The organism is Pacificispira sp. HM-600, from assembly GCF_977993705.1.
Map to the genome: position 1 here is coordinate 1,532,803 of NZ_OZ388079.1, position 18,683 is coordinate 1,551,485.

Consider the following 18,683-nt stretch of genomic DNA (forward strand, 5'->3'; position numbering starts at 1 on the left):
AGGTAGCCTTGCCCGAGTGAGCGAAACCACCCCCTACATTGTTGCGACCGACGGCGCCTGCAAGGGCAATCCCGGCCCAGCGGGCTGGGCGTGGGTCGGCGAAGACGGCCACTGGGCATCCGGATCCATCCGCGAGGGCACAAATAACATCGGCGAATTGCTCGGGCTCCTCAAGGCCATCGAAGATCACCCGAACGTCGAGAACCTGGTCGTGCAGGCCGACTCGAAGTATGCGATCGATACCTACACGAAGTGGATGGACGGGCACCGGCGGCGTGGCTGGAAGACGTCGACCGGCGCGCCGACCAAGAACGTCGACATCCTGGAGCAGTTGATCGCGGCGCGCGATGCCCGCCGGGCGGCCGGGATGCCCGATGTGGTGTTGGAGCACGTGCGCGGGCACTCGGGTCATGTGCTGAACGCCTGGGCCGACGAGCGCGCGGTGCGCTCGTCGGAGCACGCAGCGAAAGGCATCGAGAGCGCCTGGTCGTCACTCGGTGGCCTGCACCCCGTGCTCGACGTATCCTCGGCCCCGAAGAACGGCCGCTAGCACCCCACCCCGGCACCTCACTCCGCCGAGTGCGCCGGTTAACGCCGAGATCGCCGGTTAGCCACGGCGAATAAAGGGCACTCTCGGCGAGAACCGGCGGACTCGCACGACGAAACGGCCCGCCTCCCCGGGTAGGGGCGGCGGGCCGGTGGTGCGAGTCCCCTACGGGCGCGACTGGGGCGAGACCTCGAGGGTCTTCGCCGGGTCAGTCACCGCAACAGGAGCCAGCGCGTCGTCGATCGCGGTCATCGTGTCGGCATCGAGCACGACGCCCGAGGCCTTGACCGAATCCTCGAGCTGCTCGGGACGCGATGCGCCGACAAGGGCCGCTGCGACGTTCGGGTTCTGCAGAACCCACGCGATCGCGAGCTGGGGCATCGTGAGCCCCGCCTGCTCGGCGACCGGCACGAGCTTCTGCACGGCGGTGAGCACGTCGTCATCCAGGAAGCGCTTGATGAAGTTCGCGCCGCTCTTGTCATCGGTGGCACGCGACCCCGCGGGAACCGGCTGACCGGGCTTGTACTTTCCGCTCAGCACACCCTGCGCCATCGGCGACCAGACAACCTGCGACATGCCGAGTTCTTCCGACGTCGGCACGACATCGGCCTCGATGACGCGCCAAAGCGCCGAGTACTGCGGCTGGTTCGACACGAGCTGGAACTTCAGCTCCGTCGCGAGGGCGTGGCCGGCGCGCAGCTGATCGGCCGTCCACTCCGAAACGCCGATGTAGAGCGCCTTGCCCTGGCGGACGATGTCAGCGAAAGCCTGCATCGTCTCTTCCAGCGGCGTCTCGTAGTCGAAGCGGTGCGCCTGATAAAGATCGACGTAGTCGACGCCGAGGCGCTCGAGCGAACCGTCGATCGACTCCATGATGTGTTTGCGACTCAGCCCCGAGTCGTTCGGGCCCATCGGACCGGTCGGCCAGTAGACCTTCGTGAAGATCTCCAGCGAGGCACGACGCTGGCCCTTCAGCGCCTCGCCGAGCACGACCTCTGCCGCGGTGTTCGCGTAGGCATCCGCCGTGTCAAACGTCGTGATGCCGAGATCCAGCGCCTTGTGCACCGTGGCGATAGCCGCCTCGTTGCCCACCTGGGACGCGTGCGTGACCCAGTTTCCGTACGTGATTTCCGAGACTTTGAAGCCGGAGTTGCCGAGATAGCGATAATTGACCATTCCTCTACGCTAGCCCGCGCGTGACACCCCGAGGCGGTCATGACCATTCCCCACGAGACCGGCCCGGTCCCCGCGGTCGTGCTGCACCTCGCCGGAGGCTCCGGGGTGCGGGCCGTCTGGCTCAACGAGCGGGGCGGAACGACGTATCGCGCGGGCGACGTGCACATCAAGTTCGGTCCGCTGAACGCAGAGGAGTCGATGGCGGACGAGGTCGAGCGTCTCACCTGGGCCGCGCCACACATCCGGGTCCCCGAGGTCGTCGCGCACGGCGTGGATGACGAATTCGAGTGGCTCGTGACGCGAACGATCCCGGGTCAGAGCGCGGTCGCGCCGAAGTGGATCGCGCGGCCTGCTACCGCGGCACGCGCGATAGGCGTCGGGCTGCGCGCCCTCCACGATCGACTACCGGTCGTGGGGTGCCCCTGGCGCTGGGATGCGGAACAGCGGACAGCGGATGCCGCGCGCCGGGGCATCCATCTCGATCCACGATTCGGCGACCCGCCCCCGGTGGACGGTCTGGTCGTCTGCCACGGCGACGCGTGCGCCCCCAATACGCTGCTCTCGGACGCCGGCGACCCGATCGCGCACGTCGATCTCGGACGGCTCGGCGTCGGAGACCGATGGGCGGACATCGCGGTCGCGGCGATGTCGACGGAGTGGAACTTCGGCCCGGGATGGGAGGGGGCCGTTCTCGATGGGTACGGAATCGAACCCGACGAGACCCGGTTGGCCTACTACCGCGACCTCTGGAACGCGACGTGAGCGCCTCGGGAACGACGAGTCACGGAGTCGCGGCCGCCGCAGCCTCATCCTCGACCGTCGCGACGAGCTGACCGCACGCCCCGTCGATCTCTTTACCGCGCGTATCGCGGAGGGTCGTCGGGATGCCCGCGTCGTTCAGGCGTCGCACGAACTCGTTCTGCACGGACTTCTCGGACGCGGTCCAGATCGACCCGGGCGTCGGGTTCAGCGGAATCGGGTTGACGTGCACCCAGCCGCGCCCGCGAGCATTGAGCTTGTCGGCGAGCAGATCGGCACGCCAAGCGTGGTCATTCATGTCCTTGATCAGTGCGTATTCGATCGACACGCGACGACCGGTCTTCTCGAAGTAGTTGCGAGCCGCGTCGAGCGCCTCGTCGACCTTCCAGCGGGAGTTGACCGGGATCAACTCGTTGCGCAGCACGTCGTCGGGCGCGTGGAGCGACAGGGCGAACGTGACCGGGATGTCTTCCGCGGCGAGCTTGAGGATCGCCGGGACGAGCCCGACAGTCGAAACCGTGATGCCGCGAGCGCTCATGCCGAGGCCGTCGGGCTGCTGCGCGACCATGACGCGCACGGCCTGCATGACCCGCGCGTAGTTGGCGAGCGGCTCACCCATGCCCATGAAGACGATGTTGCTGACGCGTTCCATGCTGTGATCGTCGGAGCGCTTTCCCCCGAGCTCGCCCGCCGCGATCAGGGCGTTGGCGCGAACGATCTGCTCGATGATCTCGGCCGCCGACATGTTGCGTGTCAACCCCGCCTGACCCGTCGCGCAGAACGGGCAATTCATGCCGCATCCCGCCTGCGACGAGACGCACAGCGTGATGCGGCCGGGGTAGCGCATGAGCACCGACTCGACCAGCGCGCCGTCGTGCAGCTTCCACAGGAACTTGATCGTGTCGCCGCCGTCGGTCTGCATACGCCGAACCTCGGTCAACAGCGGCGGCAGGAACCCGGCGACAAGCTCTTCGCGACCGGCCGAGGGCAGGTCGGTCATGAGGGCGGGGTCGGACGTGTAGTGGCGGAAGTAGTGCGCCGCGATCTGCTTGGCGCGGAAGGCCGGGAGCCCGAGTTCTTTCGCGCGCTCGGCGCGGGCTTCGGGCGTGAGGTCGGCCAGGTGCACCGGAGGCTTGCCGCGCTTCGGGCTCGCAAACTGCAGCAACGGCCGGCCCGAGGCATCCTTCTGCTGCTGCCACCCCTCGGTCGCCGGACGTACCTGGCGCACGGGACCCGGCCCCGTCGGGCGGACGGGAGAGTCGGGCGGGAGAGAAGACATGGTTCCAGGCTACGGGACCGCTACCGTGGAAAAGGTGGAAGAAGACGTCTCGGTCCGACCGATCCGCCCCGGGGACGCCGGCGAAGTTCTCACCCTGCAGCGCGCGGCCTTCGTGCAAGAAGCACTGATCTACGGCACGCCCGACATGTCACCTCTCACGCAGACGCTCGCAGAACTCGAGGCCGAGTTGCGGCGGAACGACGGATGCGTCGCGCTCCTCGGTCCTCGCATGGTCGGCGCCGTCCGCGGCCGACGCGACGGTGAGTTATTGCTGATCGGTCGGCTCGCGATCGCGCCCGACATGCAGGGTCGGGGCATCGGCTCGCGTCTGCTCGCGGCGGTCGAGGCCGCGGGGCGCGCGGCGGGGGCCGTCGAGGCGGAACTGTTCACGGGTTCGCTCAGTGAGGCGAACCTGCGTCTCTACGAACGTGAGGGTTACGTCGAGAGCGAGCGGGTCGACGGCGATGACGGCATCCAGCAAGTGTTTCTACGCAAGCGGTTGGGCTGAGCCGGCTCACGCGTTCTGTGCGGCCTACCCCAGGTGGCGCGCGAGTGCCTCGAGTGCGGGGCGCTGGCCCTTCACGAGCAGGGCCGAAGCAGCATCCGCGTCGATCCACCGCGCATCGTCGACCTCGGGAAACTCGACGATGCGGCCCGAGCGCGGCGGCCACTCGAGCTCGAAAGTCCCGTAGGTGAAGGTCTTCGGGCCAAAATCCGCGCCGTCTCCGACGAAGACGATGACGCGTTTACCCGAGGCATAGGAGAACGTGCCGAGTTCGGCATATTCGACGTCGGGCGCATCTACCCCGAGCTCCTCCGCGAACTCGCGACGGGCTGCATCGAGCCCCGACTCCGCATCCGGGTCGAACTCTCCCTTGGGGATCGACCAGGCGCCCTCGGACTTTCGCGCCCAGAACGGGCCGCCCATATGGGCGATCAGCACCTCGAGAACCGGTGTGCTCTCGTGCGCGCCCGTGATCCGATACAGGAGAAGCCCCGCGCTCATCACCGGCATGGCGACCCGGATGTCTCGGAAGCGACGAATCGATGAGGCATCCCCCCAGGCTAGGTCCGCTCGCCGGACCCACCGTAGACTTTGCGGATGGCGGCGGGAAACGGCGCGTCGGGCGCCGCAACGGTTGTGCACAAAGTGCTCAACAACAACGTTGTGATCTCGATCGACGACAACGGTCGTGAACGCGTGCTCATGGGCCGGGGCCTCGGCTTTCAGCTGTCGCCCGCCGACGTGATCGATGCCGCCAAGGTCGAGAAGACCTTCGTCCTCGACGAGGGATCCGACGGCGAGCGCGACCGGCGCCTGCTCACCGACGTTCCCTACGCGGTGATCGAGGCCGTATCGCGGGCCGTCGACGATGCCGAGCGGATGTTGGGGCGAAGCCTCGGACGACGCCTCACGATGGGCGTGGTCGACCATATCCAGTTCGTGATCGAACGCCTCGACCAGGGCATCCGCATCCCCACGACATCGATGCCGGAGCTGCGGGTGCTCCACCCGCAGGAGTTCGCCGCGGCGTCGCTCATGGTCGACTCGATCAGCGCGTCGCTCGAGCGCCCCCTGCCCGACGAAGAGTCGGTCTTCCTCACGATGCACCTGCTCAACGCCACGCGGGACGAGCCAAACGGCACCGCGGCTCTGCTGTTCCGCCGCGTGCAGCACGTCGTGACCACGGTCGAATCGGGCCTCGGCGTGCGGCTCGACGTCGACAGCCCCGACTACGCCCGCTTCATCCTGCACGTGCAGTTCTTGCTGCAGCGCCTGGTGTCGCGGTCGATGCTGCGCGGCGCCGACACCTCGTTTTTCGAGTTCGCTAAGCACAGCTACCCGCGCTCCCACGCGATCGCGCTGGAGGTCAAGTCGTACGTCTTGGCGGCGACCGAATCAGAACTGACCGACGAAGAGCTGCTGTACCTGATCGTGCATGTGGAGCGTCTCGCAAGTCAGGTGGCGATTGGATCCGGCACTTCAGGCGCATCCGCCCCCGAAGACAACCCGGGTGAGGCTGTGCTACGCTGACCGGCGCAGAGCGGAGTCGCTTTGCGAAGCGAAGGATTGTTACCGCAGCAGCGGGCAAAACCTGAACTCACATCGTCTTTTCGACGGTGAACGAGTTCAGGTTTTTTTGTTGCCAAAAATCGGTCCGAGGCTTCCACACACACCAAGGCCGCGCGGATGCGGCGGAAGGCGAGAGAGTCCTATGGACTACTCCAAGACAGCGGCGGGCGTCCTCGACGGCGTCGGCGGCGAACAGAATGTGCAGTCGGTCGTGCACTGCGCGACGCGGCTCCGGTTCGTCCTGAAAGACGAGTCGAAGGCCAACGAAAAGACGATCCGGTCGGTTCCTGGGGTCATCACCACGGCTCAGGCCGGCGGTCAATACCAGGTCGTCATCGGCAACGATGTGCCCGAGGTGTACGCCGCACTCGGCAAGATCTCGAAGTTCGGCGGCTCGGGTGCCTCGACACCCGCGACGGATGCCCCCAAGGGCAACCTCTTCAACCGCTTCATCAACATGATCTCCTCGATCTTCACCCCGCTGCTGTGGGCGCTGGCGGGAACCGGTCTGCTGAAGGCGTTCCTCGCGGCCGCGGCGACCTTCGGCTGGATCGACACGACGACGAGCACGTACACGGTGCTGTTCGCCCTGTCGGATGCCTTCATCAACTTCCTGCCCCTCGCCCTGGCGATCACGGCCGCGCGCTACTTCAAGGCCAGCGAGTTCACCTCGCTCGCCATCGCGGGGGCGCTGCTGTATCCGACGATCACCCCGCTCGTGGGCGCGCCTGACCTGACGTTCTTCGGCATCCCCTTCACGATGGTGACCTACGTCTCGAGCGTCATCCCGATCATCATCATCGTGTGGCTGCAGAGCTACGCCGAGAAGTTCCTCTACGCCAAGCTCCCGGGTGCCATCCGTCGCTTCGTCACCCCGATGATCGTCGTGCTGATCGCGGTTCCGCTCGTCTTCGTCGTGATCGGTCCTATCTCGGCCATCCTGAGCGGCTGGATCGGCGGGGCAATCGGCTGGGTCTTCGCGACCGTGCCGTGGCTCGGTGGTGCGATCATGGGTGGCCTGTGGCAGGTATTCGTCATCTTCGGCCTGCACTGGGGCCTCGTCCCGCTCTTCACGCTCGAGTACCAGACCACGGGTCAGATCCTGCTCGTCGCCCCTGTCTTCGCCGCCGTGCTCGCCCAGGCCGCGGCCGTCGCCGGCGTCTGGGTTCGTACGCGCAACAAGAACCTGCGCTCGCTCGCCGCGCCCGCGACCCTGTCGGGCTTCCTCGCCGGCATCACCGAGCCCGCGATCTACGGCATCAACCTGCCCCTCAAGCGGCCGTTCGCCTTCGGCATCGTGGGCGGCGTCGTCGGTGGCGCGATCATGGCCGCCGGTGGCGTCTTCGCGACCGCCTTCGTCGTCCCGTCAGGTCTGGCTCTGCCGGCACTGTTCGGCAACGGCAGCACGATCATGATGATCATCGGCCTCGCCGCCGCGATCGTCATCCCGTTCCTGCTCGTCGTGGTCATCGGATTCAAGGACCCGGTCGAGGATGAGATGCAGGCCGCCGAGAGCACGGACGTCGCGGTGCAGAGCCCGCTCGATGGCACCGCCGTTCCCCTGTCCGAGACTCCGGATGCCGCGTTCGCCGACGGCAGCCTGGGTGACGGTGTCGCGATCAAGCCCCGCTCGGGTGCCCTGTACGCGCCGTTCGATGCCACGGTCGTCGCCGCGTTCCCGACCGGACACGCGATCGGCCTCCGCCACGCCGACGGCCTCGAGCTGCTGATCCACATCGGTATCGACACGGTCAAGCTCGGCGGGGCGCACTTCACGCCGAAGGTCACGGCGGGCCAGCAGGTCTCGGCCGGCGACCTGCTGGTCGAGTTCGACCGCGCGGCAATCGAAGCGGCCGGATACGACCTGACCACCCCGGTCATCGTCACCAACCCCGACCTCTACCCCGAGGTCGGAGAGGCGGCATCCGGCCCGATTGCGCACGGCGAAGCGCTGTTCTTCGCCCGCGCGGTCGAGTCAGCCATTGCGGCGAAGTGAGAGAGATATGACTGACACCACCACCCCCTTCCCCGCCACCTTCCTCTGGGGCGGGGCGACCGCCGCCAACCAGATCGAGGGCGCCTACGTCGAAGGCGGCAAGGGCCTCTCGGTACAGGACGTGATGCCCCAGGGCATCGTTGGCCCCCGCACCGAGGGTCCGACACCGGACAACCTCAAGCACGAAGCGATCGACTTCTACCACTGCTACGCGGAAGACATCGCGCTGTTCGCCGAGATGGGCTTCGGGGTGTATCGCTTCTCGATCGCGTGGAGCCGCATCTTCCCGCGCGGAGATGAGGCCGAGGCGAACGAAGAAGGCCTGGCGTTCTACGATCGCGTGCTCGACGAGCTCGAGAAGCACGGCATCGAGCCGCTCGTCACGATCTCGCACTACGAGACCCCGCTGCACCTGGCCGAGACGTACGACGGATGGATCAGCCGCGACCTGATCGGCTTCTACGAGCGCTACGCCACCGTGCTGTTCGAGCGCTACGGCTCGCGCGTGAAGTACTGGCTGACCTTCAACGAGATCAACTCGCTGCTGCATGCCCCGTTCATGTCGGGCGGCATCAACACCCCCAAGGATCAGCTCGCCGAGAAGCACCTCTACCAGGCGATGCACCACGAACTGGTCGCGAGCGCGTCGGCGACCCGCATCGCGCGCACGGTGGCGCCGAACGCGCAGATCGGATGCATGGTGCTCTCGATGCCCGTGTACCCCCTCACCCCGTCGCCCGACGACATGGTCGCTGTCATGGACGCCGACCACGCCAACCTCGTCTACGGCGATGTGCACACGCGCGGCGTCTACCCCGGCTACTTCCTGCGGGCGCTGCACGATAAGGGCATCGAGCTCGACATCACGGACGAGGATCGCGAGACCCTGACCAACACGGTCGACTTCGTCTCGTTCAGCTACTACATGAGCATTGCCGAGACCGGCGACCCCGCCAAGAAGGTCGCCGGCGAGGGCAACATCATGGGAGGCGTGCCGAACCCGACACTCCCTGCGAGCGAGTGGGGATGGCAGATCGACCCGATCGGCCTGCGCGTGGTGCTGAACCAGTTCTGGGACCGGTGGCAGAAGCCGCTGTTCATCGTCGAGAACGGGCTCGGGGCGCGTGACGAATTGGTCGAGGTAGACGGCGTCAAGACCGTCATCGACGACTACCGCATCGCCTACCTGAACGACCACCTCGTGCAGGTGGGCGAGGCGCTCCGCGACGGCGTCGACGTGCTCGGCTACACCAGCTGGGGATGCATCGACATCGTCAGCGCGTCGACGGCACAGCTGAGCAAGCGGTACGGCTTCATCTACGTCGACCGTAACGACGACGGCTCCGGTTCACTCGAGCGTTACCGGAAGAAGTCCTTCGACTGGTACTCAGAGGTCATCCGCACGAACGGGGCATCCCTCACCCGCTGAGACGCGGCCTTCTGACCCGACCATGAATCGGTTCGTCTCCAGGTGCATGCGCCATCCTGGAGACGAACCGTTGGGAGCATTTTGTGACCCGTCCCCGCACCGTCTTCCTCGATGTCGATGGCACCCTGATCGACCACACGCAGAAGCTCCGACCCTCGGTGATCGAGGCCGTGCAGGGGGCGCGTTCCGCCGGGCACCTGCTGTATGTGTGCACAGGCCGTTCGCGCGTCGAGATCCCACAGGCCATCTCGGATATCGGGTTCGATGGGGTGATCTCCGCCGGCGGCGGCTTCATCGAGCACGGCGACCGGCTCGTCGCGGCCCACACGATGTCGGCGACCGAGGCCCAGGACGTCATCGACTTCTTCGAGCAGCACAGCGTGGAATACACCCTGCAGGCTTTCGAATCGACCTACCCGAGCCAGGGGCTTCTCCCGCGCCTCATGCCGTTCTTCGAGTCGTTCGGGATGGACCCGGCGCGTGGGGACCGACTGGTCGAGGCGATGACCTACCGCGGGCCCGCGCCCCTCGACGGCATCGCAAAAGCGACGTTCTTCGGCACGGATCCGCGCACGTTCGCGACCGTTCGCGATGGGCTCGGATCACGGTTCCACGTCATCACCGGCACGATCCCGTACCTCGGCGAGGCGGGCGGTGAGGCGAGCCTCGGCGGCATCCACAAGGGCGCCGCAATAGAGGAGCTTCTCGCAACGCTCGGCCTCGACCTCGCCGACTCGATCGCGATCGGCGACAGCTCGAACGACCTCGAAATGCTGCAGGTCGCGGGGGTCGGTATCGCGATGGGCAACGCGGATGCCGCGGTCAAAGCCGTCGCCGACGAGGTGACGACGCGGGTCGATGATGACGGCGTGTGGAACGCTTTCCGCCGCCACGGACTCGTCTAGCCCGGCTCAGTCCAGGAAGATGTCGGGGAACAACCGGTCGTCGGCAGTGCCGGGCACGGCGGCGTAGCCCGAGAAGTCGGTCACGCCGCTCTCTTCCAGCACGTCCTCGACGATCAGCGACCGCCCCGTGTTCTCGCGCGAGGGCGAGGTGAGCACGAGATAAGCGGCGTCGGCGTAGATCTCGGGCGTGCGGCTTGCGGCCATCACCCGGTCGCCGCCGAGCAGGTTCTGCACGGCGGCCGTGGCGATCGTCGTCCGCGGCCACAGGGTGTTGGCGGCGATACCGTCGGGCGCGAACTCGGCCGCCAGCCCGAGCGTCACCATCGTCATCCCGAACTTCGAGAGCGTGTAGCCCGTGTGCGCGCCCAGCCAGCGCGGTGACGGGTTGAGCGGCGGCGACAGCGACAGGATGTGCGGGTTGCCGCTCTCACGCAGCAGGGGAACCGCCGCGCGCGACAGCATGAACGTGCCGCGAACGTTGACGTCCTGCACCAGGTCGTATTTCTTCGGCGACAGGTCGAGCGAGCCCGACAGGTCGATTGCACTGGCGTTGTTGACGACGATGTCGATCCCGCCGAACTCGCCCGTCGTCTTCAGCACCGCCTCGGTGATGTCGTCGTCGTTTCGCACGTCGCCGACGATGGCGAGCGCCTGCCCGCCGGCCTCGCGGATGCGCTCGGCGGCGGAGTGGACCGTGCCCTCGAGGTGCGGATGCGGGGTGTCGGTCTTGGCGAGAAGCGCGACGTTCGCGCCGTCCGCGGCCGCGCGCAGGGCGATCGCGAGCCCGATCCCCCGGCTGCCGCCGGACATCAGGATGGTCTTGCCTGCGAGGGTTGTTTCGGTCATGAGGTCTCCTTCGGAGCAGCGGGCGGAGCAGACGGCGGAGCAGCGGGCGCAACAGACGGACGAGCGGATGCCGCGGCGAACGCCGTGACGCGGGCGCGGGCATCGGGGGTGTCGAACGCGGCGCCGATCGTGCGCGCCTCGTCGTCGAGGTTGTCGGCGAAAGCCCGGCGGGCACCCGCGCGGACGAGGCGCTTGGCCTGCCCGAACGCGGCGGTTGCCCCGGCGAGCCAGAACTGTGCGATCTCTTCGCCTCGGGCGGCCGGATCGGCGGCGACCTCGGCCACGAGGCCCCAGTCGAGCGCTGTCGCCGCGTCGATCGTGAGGTCGTCGAGCAGCATTCGCAGTGCGCGCGTCTGACCGATGGCCGCGGGAAGCAGGGTCGAGACCGAGAGGTCGGGGGTCAGGCCGATGTTGGCGTACTTGCTGACGAAGCGGGCCCGATCGCCGGCAACGATGTAGTCGGCGGCCAGCATCAGCCCGAGGCCGCCGCCGGCTACGGCGCCCTGCACCACCGCGACGACGGGCTTGTCTGATTCGACGAAGGCGCGAATGCCCGCGTGGATCGTGTGCGCGGCCGCGGTGACGTCGGCGCCGCCCGCACCCGAGGTCGCCATCTCGACCACGTCTCCCCCGGCGCAGAACGCCGGGCCCGCGGCATCCAGAATCACGGCGCCGACCGTCGGGTCGGCCGTGATCTCGAGCGCGAGGTCGCGCCAGCGGGAGCCCATCTCGAACCCCATCGCGTTGAGCGACTGGGGACGGTTGAGGGTGAGGCGCGCGAGCGCGCCGTCGCGGGTGTAGACGATCGAGTCGCTCATGCGCGGGTCTCCTTGCCGAGATGTTCGTAATTCATTCATTTCGTGAGGGGCAACGGGCGGAAGCCCCACCGTTTCGCGATCCGACGCCGGCGCCCGAGGCGACGGGACTGAATTGTGAACGCAAAAGCGCCGGCACTCACTTCGGCGCCATCCGGATCGCGCCATCGAGGCGGATGGTCTCGCCGTTCAGGTACCCGTTTTCGGCAATATGCGCGACGAGTGCCGCGAACTCGTCGGGCCGCCCGAGTCGTGGTGGGAACGGCACCTGGCCGCCGAGCGAGTCCTGCGCGGCCTGGGGCAGGCCCTGAAGCATCGGCGTTTCCATGATGCCGGGAGCGATCGTGACGACACGGATGCCGTAGCGCGCCAGCTCGCGAGCGATCGGCAGCGTCATTGCGTGCACCCCGCCCTTGCTCGCCCCGTATGCGGGCTGCCCGATCTGCCCATCGAACGCGGCCACGCTCGCGGTCGTCACGATCACGCCACGCTCACCCGAATCGCCCGGCTCGTTCGAGACCATCGCCGCGGCGGACTGCGCAATGACGTTGTAGGTGCCGACCAGATTGACGCGAACGACCCTCTCGAAGTCCTCGAGGGGCGTCGGGCTGCCATCGCGATCGAGAACCTTGCCGGGAGTCGCGATGCCCGCGCACGCGACCACGACGCGAAGCGGAGCGAGAGCGGATGCCTCGGCCACCGCCGCGCGCACCTCCGACACATTCGCCACATCGGCGGGCGCGAACACCCCGCCCAGTTCCGCGGCGATCTCGGCTCCGCGCGATGTCGGCAGGTCGACGATCGTGACGAGGCCGCCGTCCGCGGCCAGGCGCCGCGCGGTCCCGAGTCCCAGGCCGCTCGCCCCGCCCGTGACGAGGGCTCCGGCTCTCTCGATCTGCATGCGCTCCCCTTCGAACGGCTGGCATCCAGTCCCACCCTATGCGAAACGCGGTCCCCCTCGCCCGGCGTCCCCACCGCGCGAGACTTCACCTATGTCATCTATGTAGGCCTAGTTCAGCACATACGTGAAGTTTCGCGCACAGGCGGGGCGGGGCGGGGTCAGGTGGGGTCACGCGGGGTCACGCGGGGCCGAGGATGAAGTTCCAGCTGCCGGTCGCCACGGCGACCGAGACCGCGGTGGCCGAGATCGCGGCGCCCGCTGCCAGCAGCACCCATTCGGGGGTACCCCAGCGCGACGGCCGCGCCCAGGTGCGCGGCACGGGCCGCCCGTCCGCATCGACGATGTGCCCGCCGAACCCGCGGGCCTCCATGGCTGTCGCAAGCTTCGACCCACGCCGGATCGAGAGCACGAACAGGGCGAAGGCCATGCCGAGCGTGCGTCGCACACGGCCGACATCCGCGACCCCGCGGGCTCGGCGCGCGAGGGCGAGCGCCCGCCAGTCGTCGCCCAGCAGTCCGAGCAACCGCATTCCGGCGAGCGCCCCGAGCACGAACCGCGCGGGCAGGTGCACGAGCTGAGCGAGACCGTCGGCGAGGTCCGTCGGGTCGACCGTGACGAAGAGCACCACTCCGGGCAGCGCGATCGCCAGAACACGGAAGAAGGTCGCGAGCGCCAGCTCGAGAGATCCGTCGCTCACGCGCACGAATAGCCACTCGAAATAGATGGCTCCGGATGGTGCCCCGTACAGGGCGATCGTGATCGCCGTCAGCGGTGCTGCTACCCACACGGGAAGCGTGCGTATCCAGAATTCGCGCCACCGCAGGCCCGAGAGGGCGAACAGCACGAGCTCGAGCGTCAGCGCGGTCGCCGCCGACACCGCATCGATCGTCAGCACGAGCGGCAGCGCGATCAGCAGGGCGGCCGCGAGCTTTGCCACCGGGTTGATGGTCGCGATGGGTCCCGTGCGCGCGGGGGCGACGGGCGGCGCTGTCATGCCCTCACCTCGAGGTCGAACCGGCGAGCATGCAGGGCATCGAGCACCGCGGCGTCGTGCGTGACGACAATGACGGCCGTGCCCTCATCGCGCAGCTCGGCGATGATCCCGACGAGTTCGGCCCAGGTCACGGCGTCCTGACCGAACGTGGGCTCATCGAGCACGATCACGCGGGGACGGGTCGCGAGGGTCGCCGCGACTGTGAGGCGCCGCTTCTCGCCGCCCGACAGCGTGTACGGGTTTGCCTCGGCCAGCCGGTCGAGCCGCAGCCGCACGAGGAGGTCGTCGACGCGATGCGTGATCTCGTGCTCTGGCAGCCCCAGAGATCGGGGCCCGATCTCGAGCTCGCCGCGCACGGTCGTTGCGAGCAGCTGGTGCTCGGGGTCTTGAAAGACCGTGCCGATGCGGGTCAGCAGGGCGCGCGATGTCCATCGCAGGGGATTGCGCTCGGGACCATTCGCCAGGGCGCCGGATGCCTCCACTCGACCACCAGTGGGAGGGAGGAGCCCCGCAAGGGTGAGGGTGAGGGTCGATTTGCCGGCACCGTTCGGCCCCGTGATGCCCAGAACCTCGCCGGCGCGCACATCGAGTCGGATGGGGCCCGCGACGGCCACGCCCTTCGTCCGCCCGACCGTCAGCTCACGCGCCTCGAGCACGACGGGACCGGGCGTGAGCACCGGCGGCGCGGGGTGTCGCGGCGGGATGCCCGGCACCCAGACCCCGCCTTCGGCGAGGCGCGGTCCCAATGCACCGAGCACCCGGTCGGGAGGCCCATCGGCAAGAACTCCGACCCCGGTTCCGATCATCATGGCGCCGTCGTCGGCGGCGCCCGTCGCGCCCAAGACGATCATGCGGTCGACGAGCGGCAACCACACGTCGATGCGGTGCTCGACGACAACGAGCGTTGCGCCGGTCCGCTCGGCCACGCGCGCGACCGCGTCGCGCACCTCGCGCACACCATCCGGGTCGAGGTTGGCCGTCGGCTCATCGAGCAGGATGAGCCCCGGGCGCATCGCGAGCACACCCGCGAGTGCGAGGCGCTGCTTCTGCCCACCGGAGAGGGCGGATGTCGACCGATCGAGCGGCACATCGAGCCCGACGGCGTCGAGCGACTCGCGCACGCGGCGCCAGATCTCGTCGCGCGGGACACCGAGGTTCTCGGCACCGAACGCCACGTCGTCGCCGACCCGGGCCAGGATCGCCTGACTGTCGGGGTCTTGCAGCACGAGCCCGGCCCGACCGGCGGCGCGAGCGGCCGGCCGGCCGTCGATCGTGAGCTCTCCCCGCGACTCGCCCTCGTCGTCGCCGCCGAGCACCCCGGCGAGCGCGTGCAACAGGGTCGATTTGCCCGCGCCCGACGCGCCGAGCAGCAGAACGCGCTCGCCCGGTTCGATGCGGAACGAGGCATCCGTCACCGCCCAGCCCAGGCGCGAGGCGAAGCGCCAGCCCCAGCCCCGCGCCTCGACCGAGGCGGGTCGGATCAGCGCACGAGGCGTGATCGAAGGATCCGTCACGTCAGACGCGCCAGGTGACCTCGCGTCCCGAGGCGAAGCGCCCGAGCGCACCCGTCGCCGCGAGGCCGCGCGCGACGAACCACGCGCCCGCACCGGCGATCACGGCGCCCGAGATGGTCGTGGCGGCGATGTAGACGATGGTGAAGGTCGTGTCGGCAGCCGCGTACCAGAGGATGCGGTCGTTGATACCGCCCGCAAGGCCCGCGCCGGCGCCCGCAAGGATCGCAACCGGCAGGCGCCACACCGCATACGCGACGACGAGGAAGACGAGCTCGGCGCCGAGTCCCTGGACGAGGCCCGACACGATCGTGAGGGGGCCTCCCCACTGGTTCCCGACGAACGCAGAGATGACTGCGGCAAGCAGTTCGGTATAAAGGGCGGCACCCGGCTTGCGAATGATGAGGGCACCGAGCACGCCGGCGATCAGCCAGGGTCCCGCGAGTAGACCCTGCAGTCCCGGCAGGACGGGCGCGAGGACGGCGCTCGGACCCTGATACCCGATGTTCCAGACGAGGAATACCGCGGCGCATGCGACGCCGATGACGCTGGCGACGACGATGTCGACGACCCTCCAGCGCCAGGTGATGGCGGCGAATCCGCGGCGCCCGGTGGATGCGGGGGCTGATGTGGACGTGGACGTACTCATTAGTGCTCCTTCCTGCGCTGGCATGACCCAGATCAGGTTCGACGGTCGAAGCGTGGTCGCTTCCTCTCAGCCCGGCACACCGGACTCCCGTGGTTGACGGGATGAGTATAGCTGTCGCGGTACCGTAGGCGAATGACCTCGAACGACCCGCCGCACGAGCCCGTGCTCACCCGGCGGGCCCTGCGTCGGCACGAAACGGGCGTGACGGATGTGGCCGCCGAAGCCCCCGCCGCGACGGCACCCGTGTCGGCTTCCGCTGCCGTGCCCCCGGAGCCCAGCGCCCCACCCGTGGCCGCGGAGGCAGCCGCTACGGTGACCGCTCCGAGGCGCCGTCGCCGAACAGCAACGGAACCGGAACCAACCGCGCCCGCCGAGCCCACTGAGCCCGTTGTCGCCGCGCCGGTCGAACCCGCGCCGGTGGCAGACCCGCCCACCGCCGCGGAAGTTCCCATCACCACGCGTGCGCTCGCGTGGATCCGCGAGGACGGCACCTCGGCCGTGCCGCAGCCCGAGGTCGCCCCGGATGCCGAGCTCGTCGATCAGTGGCCGCGACGCTCGCCGCTGCGCCCCGGCGTCCTCGTCCCGCTCGCCAGCGTCCTGGGTCTGATCGTCGTGTACGTCGTCGCCATGCTCGTCTGGCCCCTGTACGCCGTTGCGCCCCGCGTCGAGTCCGTGGCGCTGCAGACGGCCGTCGCCGCTCCGGCCGCTCCCGCTTGGCCGGGTGCGGGATCCGCCGCCCTCGCCGTCGAGGGTGTCGGTACCACCGCCGCCAGCGCCGATGCGGCCGTCCCGATGGCGAGCATCACCAAGCTCATCACCGCTCTCGTCGTTCTGGATGCGCTTCCGCTCGCGGTCGGCGAGTCGGGCCCCGAGTACGCCTTCACGCGCGCCGACCGTACCGCGTACCGCAACACCCTCGCGGCCGACGAGTCGGCACTCGACGTCCCGGTCGGCGGGACCCTCACCGAGTATCAGCTTCTCGAGGGCATGCTGATCGGCTCGGCCGGCAACTACGCCGACAAGCTCGTTGACGGTCTCTACTCCTCCGACGCGGTCTACGCCCGAGCGGCGATGCAGTGGCTCACCCAGCACGGGCTGGCGGGCATCACCGTCGTCGACTCGTCGGGCATCAGCCCCCGCAACACCGCGACGCCCGCGGCGCTCGTGGCCCTCGCCCGCCGGGCTCTCGCAAACCCGGTCATCGCCGAGATCGTCGCCAAGCAGTCGGTCGAACTCCCCGGCGCCGGTCTCGTCGAGAACACGAACGCCCTCCTCGGCGAGCCCGGCATCGTGGGCATCAAGACCGGTCTGCTTTTCGGCGACTACAACCTGCTGGCCGCGCGCGACATCACCGTCGGCGAGACAACCGTTCGCGCCTATGCCTCGATTCTCGGTCAACCCGACAGCGAGACACGGTTCGCCGCAACGCGAGACCTGCTGAACGGTCTCGACGCGCAACTCGCCCCGACGATCGCTCTGCCCGCGGGTTCGATCGTCGGAACGATTTCCACCCTGTGGGCCGATCCGGTCGACATCGTGACGGCCACGGACGGATCGGTCATCCTGTGGAACGGGTCCGCGTCCGCTGCCGCCTCTAACCTGACGCTCGGTGACGACTGGGCGAGCGGCGCTTCAGCTGGCTCCGTGACCGTCAGCGGGCCGATCGACGAGGTCGAGGTCGAGGCGCTTCTCGCGGCGGAGGTGGCGGGTCCGAGCCCGTGGTGGCGGATCACGCACCCGCTCCAACTGATGGGGATCACCGACTGAGCCCCGGGCGACGGTTCAGACGAAACGCACGCTGTGCTGCAGCCGGGTGCGGACGTCGAAGACCTCGTTGCCGCCCATATCCCGCGCGCCCGGGATGCCACGGCGCAAAACCGTCGCAAGCGCGGCGCGAGCGCACACCACGACAGGCAGCCCGCGCACGCGGCCTGCGTCCAGGATCGCCTGCGGCAGATCGTCGTCCGGCAGCACGACGATCGCGCCGCTGAAGCGCACCCCCGCGGCGCGCGCGACCACACGCATCCGTGCGATCAGGTCGCCGATCGGCGATCCCTCGACGTCGTCTCCCTGCACTTCACCGCGGCGGAGCGTCACGGGTCCGCCGAAGTCCTCCGACAGCACCCCGTAGAGACCGCTCGGGCCGAGGACGATGTGGTCGAGCTTCGCGTTGGGATCATCGCCCCGACGACCGGAGGCGGCGACATCGTGCCAGACCGTGAAACCCATACCGAGGTCGGCGACGATGCGCGCGGTCGCCTCTTCGGCGAGTGCGTCGGCCAGTAGGCGACGGATCTCGTGGGGGGCGGATCGCACCAGAGCCGGGGCGTAGGGGTCCTCGAGAGGGATGCCACGGCCGACCCACTCGCGCATCAGCGTGAGGTAGCGCTCGCGCCGCCAGCCCCCCGGGTGACCGTGCGCACGCGCCCGCGGTCGGGTATCGGCGCTCGCTCGCGCCGGACGCCAACCGGACGGATCCGTGTTGGCGCCTGCATCGGCACCGCCATCCGCGCTGAACGTCACAAACCCGTGACCGCGGTCGTAGGCCTCGCGGGCCGCCGGCGTGCCGACCAGCTCCCAGGCACGCTGCACCCGACCGAACGAGGCCGCGTCGCCCCCGGTGTCGGGATGAGTCGCGCGAAGGCGTTGACGATACGCCTTCCGCAGCTGCTCATCGTCGACGTCCGGCTCGACGCCGAGCACACCGTAGGCAGACGTCGAGAGGGGACTGTCGAACACCGCACTGCCTCCTCCGCCGCCACCAGGGCGGACTCCAGGCTAACGCCCGCAGCCGGGGAGGGG

Annotated in this window: 18 protein-coding genes and 1 riboswitch; of the genes, 8 read left to right on the top strand and 10 right to left on the bottom strand. The window is 68.7% G+C overall.

The window, feature by feature from the left end:
* The first annotated feature begins 16 nt into the window (after positions 1-16).
* Positions 17-550 carry a ribonuclease H family protein gene (locus ACXZ1E_RS07245; protein ID WP_458042688.1) on the top strand — a complete coding sequence of 178 codons (534 nt, stop codon included), beginning with the start codon at positions 17-19 and terminating at the stop codon, positions 548-550.
* 162 nt (positions 551-712) lie between these two features.
* Here ACXZ1E_RS07245 and ACXZ1E_RS07250 read toward each other — a convergent pair whose 3' ends face one another.
* Positions 713-1,723, bottom strand: a complete 1,011-nt coding sequence (locus ACXZ1E_RS07250; RefSeq protein ID WP_458042689.1) for an aldo/keto reductase family protein — start codon at positions 1,721-1,723, stop codon at positions 713-715.
* Between the two features lie 39 nt (positions 1,724-1,762).
* On the opposite strand from ACXZ1E_RS07250, the gene ACXZ1E_RS07255 reads away from it, so the two are divergent.
* Positions 1,763-2,485, top strand: coding sequence for a phosphotransferase (locus ACXZ1E_RS07255; protein ID WP_458042690.1), 723 nt, complete (start codon positions 1,763-1,765; stop codon positions 2,483-2,485).
* 19 nt (positions 2,486-2,504) lie between these two features.
* On the opposite strand, the gene rlmN is transcribed toward ACXZ1E_RS07255, so the two are convergent.
* Positions 2,505-3,761 (bottom strand): 23S rRNA (adenine(2503)-C(2))-methyltransferase RlmN, encoded by a 1,257-nt coding sequence (gene rlmN, locus ACXZ1E_RS07260; protein ID WP_458042691.1) that lies wholly within the window; start codon positions 3,759-3,761, stop codon positions 2,505-2,507.
* A gap of 34 nt (positions 3,762-3,795) precedes the next feature.
* On the opposite strand from rlmN, the gene ACXZ1E_RS07265 reads away from it, so the two are divergent.
* Positions 3,796-4,269: a GNAT family N-acetyltransferase gene (locus ACXZ1E_RS07265; RefSeq protein ID WP_458352084.1), complete on the top strand. Its 474-nt coding sequence runs from the start codon at positions 3,796-3,798 to the stop codon at positions 4,267-4,269.
* A gap of 24 nt (positions 4,270-4,293) precedes the next feature.
* Here the strand turns inward: ACXZ1E_RS07265 and ACXZ1E_RS07270 are convergent, their stop codons facing one another.
* On the bottom strand, positions 4,294-4,776 hold the full coding sequence (locus ACXZ1E_RS07270) for an NUDIX domain-containing protein (protein WP_458042693.1): 483 nt from the start codon (positions 4,774-4,776) through the stop codon (positions 4,294-4,296).
* Positions 4,777-4,863: 87 nt separating this feature from the next.
* Here ACXZ1E_RS07270 and ACXZ1E_RS07275 point away from each other — a divergent pair, with 87 nt between their 5' ends.
* From ACXZ1E_RS07275 to ACXZ1E_RS07290, 4 genes are all read left to right on the top strand, one after another.
* Positions 4,864-5,796 (top strand): PRD domain-containing protein, encoded by a 933-nt coding sequence (locus ACXZ1E_RS07275; protein ID WP_458042694.1) that lies wholly within the window; start codon positions 4,864-4,866, stop codon positions 5,794-5,796.
* Between the two features lie 181 nt (positions 5,797-5,977).
* Complete coding sequence (locus ACXZ1E_RS07280; RefSeq protein ID WP_458042695.1) at positions 5,978-7,831, top strand: beta-glucoside-specific PTS transporter subunit IIABC; 1,854 nt, start codon at positions 5,978-5,980, stop codon at positions 7,829-7,831.
* A gap of 7 nt (positions 7,832-7,838) precedes the next feature.
* Positions 7,839-9,260, top strand: coding sequence for a glycoside hydrolase family 1 protein (locus tag ACXZ1E_RS07285; protein ID WP_458042696.1), 1,422 nt, complete (start codon positions 7,839-7,841; stop codon positions 9,258-9,260).
* An 83-nt stretch (positions 9,261-9,343) separates the two neighbouring features.
* The gene (locus ACXZ1E_RS07290; protein WP_458042697.1) at positions 9,344-10,165 is read left to right on the top strand and encodes a Cof-type HAD-IIB family hydrolase; all 822 of its coding nucleotides are present in this window, start codon (positions 9,344-9,346) and stop codon (positions 10,163-10,165) included.
* Between the two features lie 6 nt (positions 10,166-10,171).
* Here ACXZ1E_RS07290 and ACXZ1E_RS07295 read toward each other — a convergent pair whose 3' ends face one another.
* From ACXZ1E_RS07295 to ACXZ1E_RS07320, 6 genes are all read right to left on the bottom strand, one after another.
* On the bottom strand, positions 10,172-11,011 hold the full coding sequence (locus ACXZ1E_RS07295) for an SDR family oxidoreductase (RefSeq protein WP_458042698.1): 840 nt from the start codon (positions 11,009-11,011) through the stop codon (positions 10,172-10,174).
* Entirely contained in the window at positions 11,008-11,829 is an 822-nt protein-coding gene (locus ACXZ1E_RS07300; RefSeq protein WP_458042699.1) for an enoyl-CoA hydratase/isomerase family protein, read from the bottom strand. The genes ACXZ1E_RS07295 and ACXZ1E_RS07300 overlap by 4 nt, the downstream gene beginning before the upstream one ends.
* A gap of 136 nt (positions 11,830-11,965) precedes the next feature.
* Positions 11,966-12,727: an SDR family NAD(P)-dependent oxidoreductase gene (locus tag ACXZ1E_RS07305; RefSeq protein WP_458042700.1), complete on the bottom strand. Its 762-nt coding sequence runs from the start codon at positions 12,725-12,727 to the stop codon at positions 11,966-11,968.
* A gap of 178 nt (positions 12,728-12,905) precedes the next feature.
* Complete coding sequence (locus ACXZ1E_RS07310; RefSeq protein WP_458042701.1) at positions 12,906-13,721, bottom strand: energy-coupling factor transporter transmembrane component T family protein; 816 nt, start codon at positions 13,719-13,721, stop codon at positions 12,906-12,908.
* Entirely contained in the window at positions 13,718-15,235 is a 1,518-nt protein-coding gene (locus ACXZ1E_RS07315; RefSeq protein WP_458042702.1) for an ABC transporter ATP-binding protein, read from the bottom strand. The genes ACXZ1E_RS07310 and ACXZ1E_RS07315 overlap by 4 nt, the downstream gene beginning before the upstream one ends.
* A 1-nt stretch (position 15,236) precedes the next feature.
* Positions 15,237-15,881, bottom strand: a complete 645-nt coding sequence (locus tag ACXZ1E_RS07320) for an ECF transporter S component (RefSeq protein WP_458042703.1) — start codon at positions 15,879-15,881, stop codon at positions 15,237-15,239.
* Positions 15,874-15,982, bottom strand: a riboswitch (TPP riboswitch). (Overlaps the previous gene by 8 nt.)
* 31 nt (positions 15,983-16,013) lie before the next feature.
* On the opposite strand from ACXZ1E_RS07320, the gene ACXZ1E_RS07325 reads away from it, so the two are divergent.
* On the top strand, positions 16,014-17,648 hold the full coding sequence (locus tag ACXZ1E_RS07325; RefSeq protein ID WP_458042704.1) for a D-alanyl-D-alanine carboxypeptidase: 1,635 nt from the start codon (positions 16,014-16,016) through the stop codon (positions 17,646-17,648).
* Positions 17,649-17,663: 15 nt separating this feature from the next.
* Here ACXZ1E_RS07325 and ACXZ1E_RS07330 read toward each other — a convergent pair whose 3' ends face one another.
* Positions 17,664-18,620, bottom strand: a complete 957-nt coding sequence (locus ACXZ1E_RS07330) for a DnaJ domain-containing protein (RefSeq protein WP_458042705.1) — start codon at positions 18,618-18,620, stop codon at positions 17,664-17,666.
* Positions 18,621-18,683: the final 63 nt, after the last annotated feature.

Coding starts and splice junctions, on each gene's coding strand:
- ACXZ1E_RS07250 (WP_458042689.1), bottom strand. CDS start 1,723: ATGGTCAATTATCGCTATCTCGGCAACTCCGGCTTCAAAGTCTCGGAA.
- ACXZ1E_RS07255 (WP_458042690.1), top strand. CDS start 1,763: ATGACCATTCCCCACGAGACCGGCCCGGTCCCCGCGGTCGTGCTGCAC.
- rlmN (WP_458042691.1), bottom strand. CDS start 3,761: ATGTCTTCTCTCCCGCCCGACTCTCCCGTCCGCCCGACGGGGCCGGGT.
- ACXZ1E_RS07270 (WP_458042693.1), bottom strand. CDS start 4,776: ATGCCGGTGATGAGCGCGGGGCTTCTCCTGTATCGGATCACGGGCGCG.
- ACXZ1E_RS07275 (WP_458042694.1), top strand. CDS start 4,864: ATGGCGGCGGGAAACGGCGCGTCGGGCGCCGCAACGGTTGTGCACAAA.
- ACXZ1E_RS07280 (WP_458042695.1), top strand. CDS start 5,978: ATGGACTACTCCAAGACAGCGGCGGGCGTCCTCGACGGCGTCGGCGGC.
- ACXZ1E_RS07285 (WP_458042696.1), top strand. CDS start 7,839: ATGACTGACACCACCACCCCCTTCCCCGCCACCTTCCTCTGGGGCGGG.
- ACXZ1E_RS07295 (WP_458042698.1), bottom strand. CDS start 11,011: ATGACCGAAACAACCCTCGCAGGCAAGACCATCCTGATGTCCGGCGGC.
- ACXZ1E_RS07300 (WP_458042699.1), bottom strand. CDS start 11,829: ATGAGCGACTCGATCGTCTACACCCGCGACGGCGCGCTCGCGCGCCTC.
- ACXZ1E_RS07305 (WP_458042700.1), bottom strand. CDS start 12,727: ATGCAGATCGAGAGAGCCGGAGCCCTCGTCACGGGCGGGGCGAGCGGC.
- ACXZ1E_RS07310 (WP_458042701.1), bottom strand. CDS start 13,721: ATGACAGCGCCGCCCGTCGCCCCCGCGCGCACGGGACCCATCGCGACC.
- ACXZ1E_RS07320 (WP_458042703.1), bottom strand. CDS start 15,881: ATGAGTACGTCCACGTCCACATCAGCCCCCGCATCCACCGGGCGCCGC.
- ACXZ1E_RS07325 (WP_458042704.1), top strand. CDS start 16,014: ATGACCTCGAACGACCCGCCGCACGAGCCCGTGCTCACCCGGCGGGCC.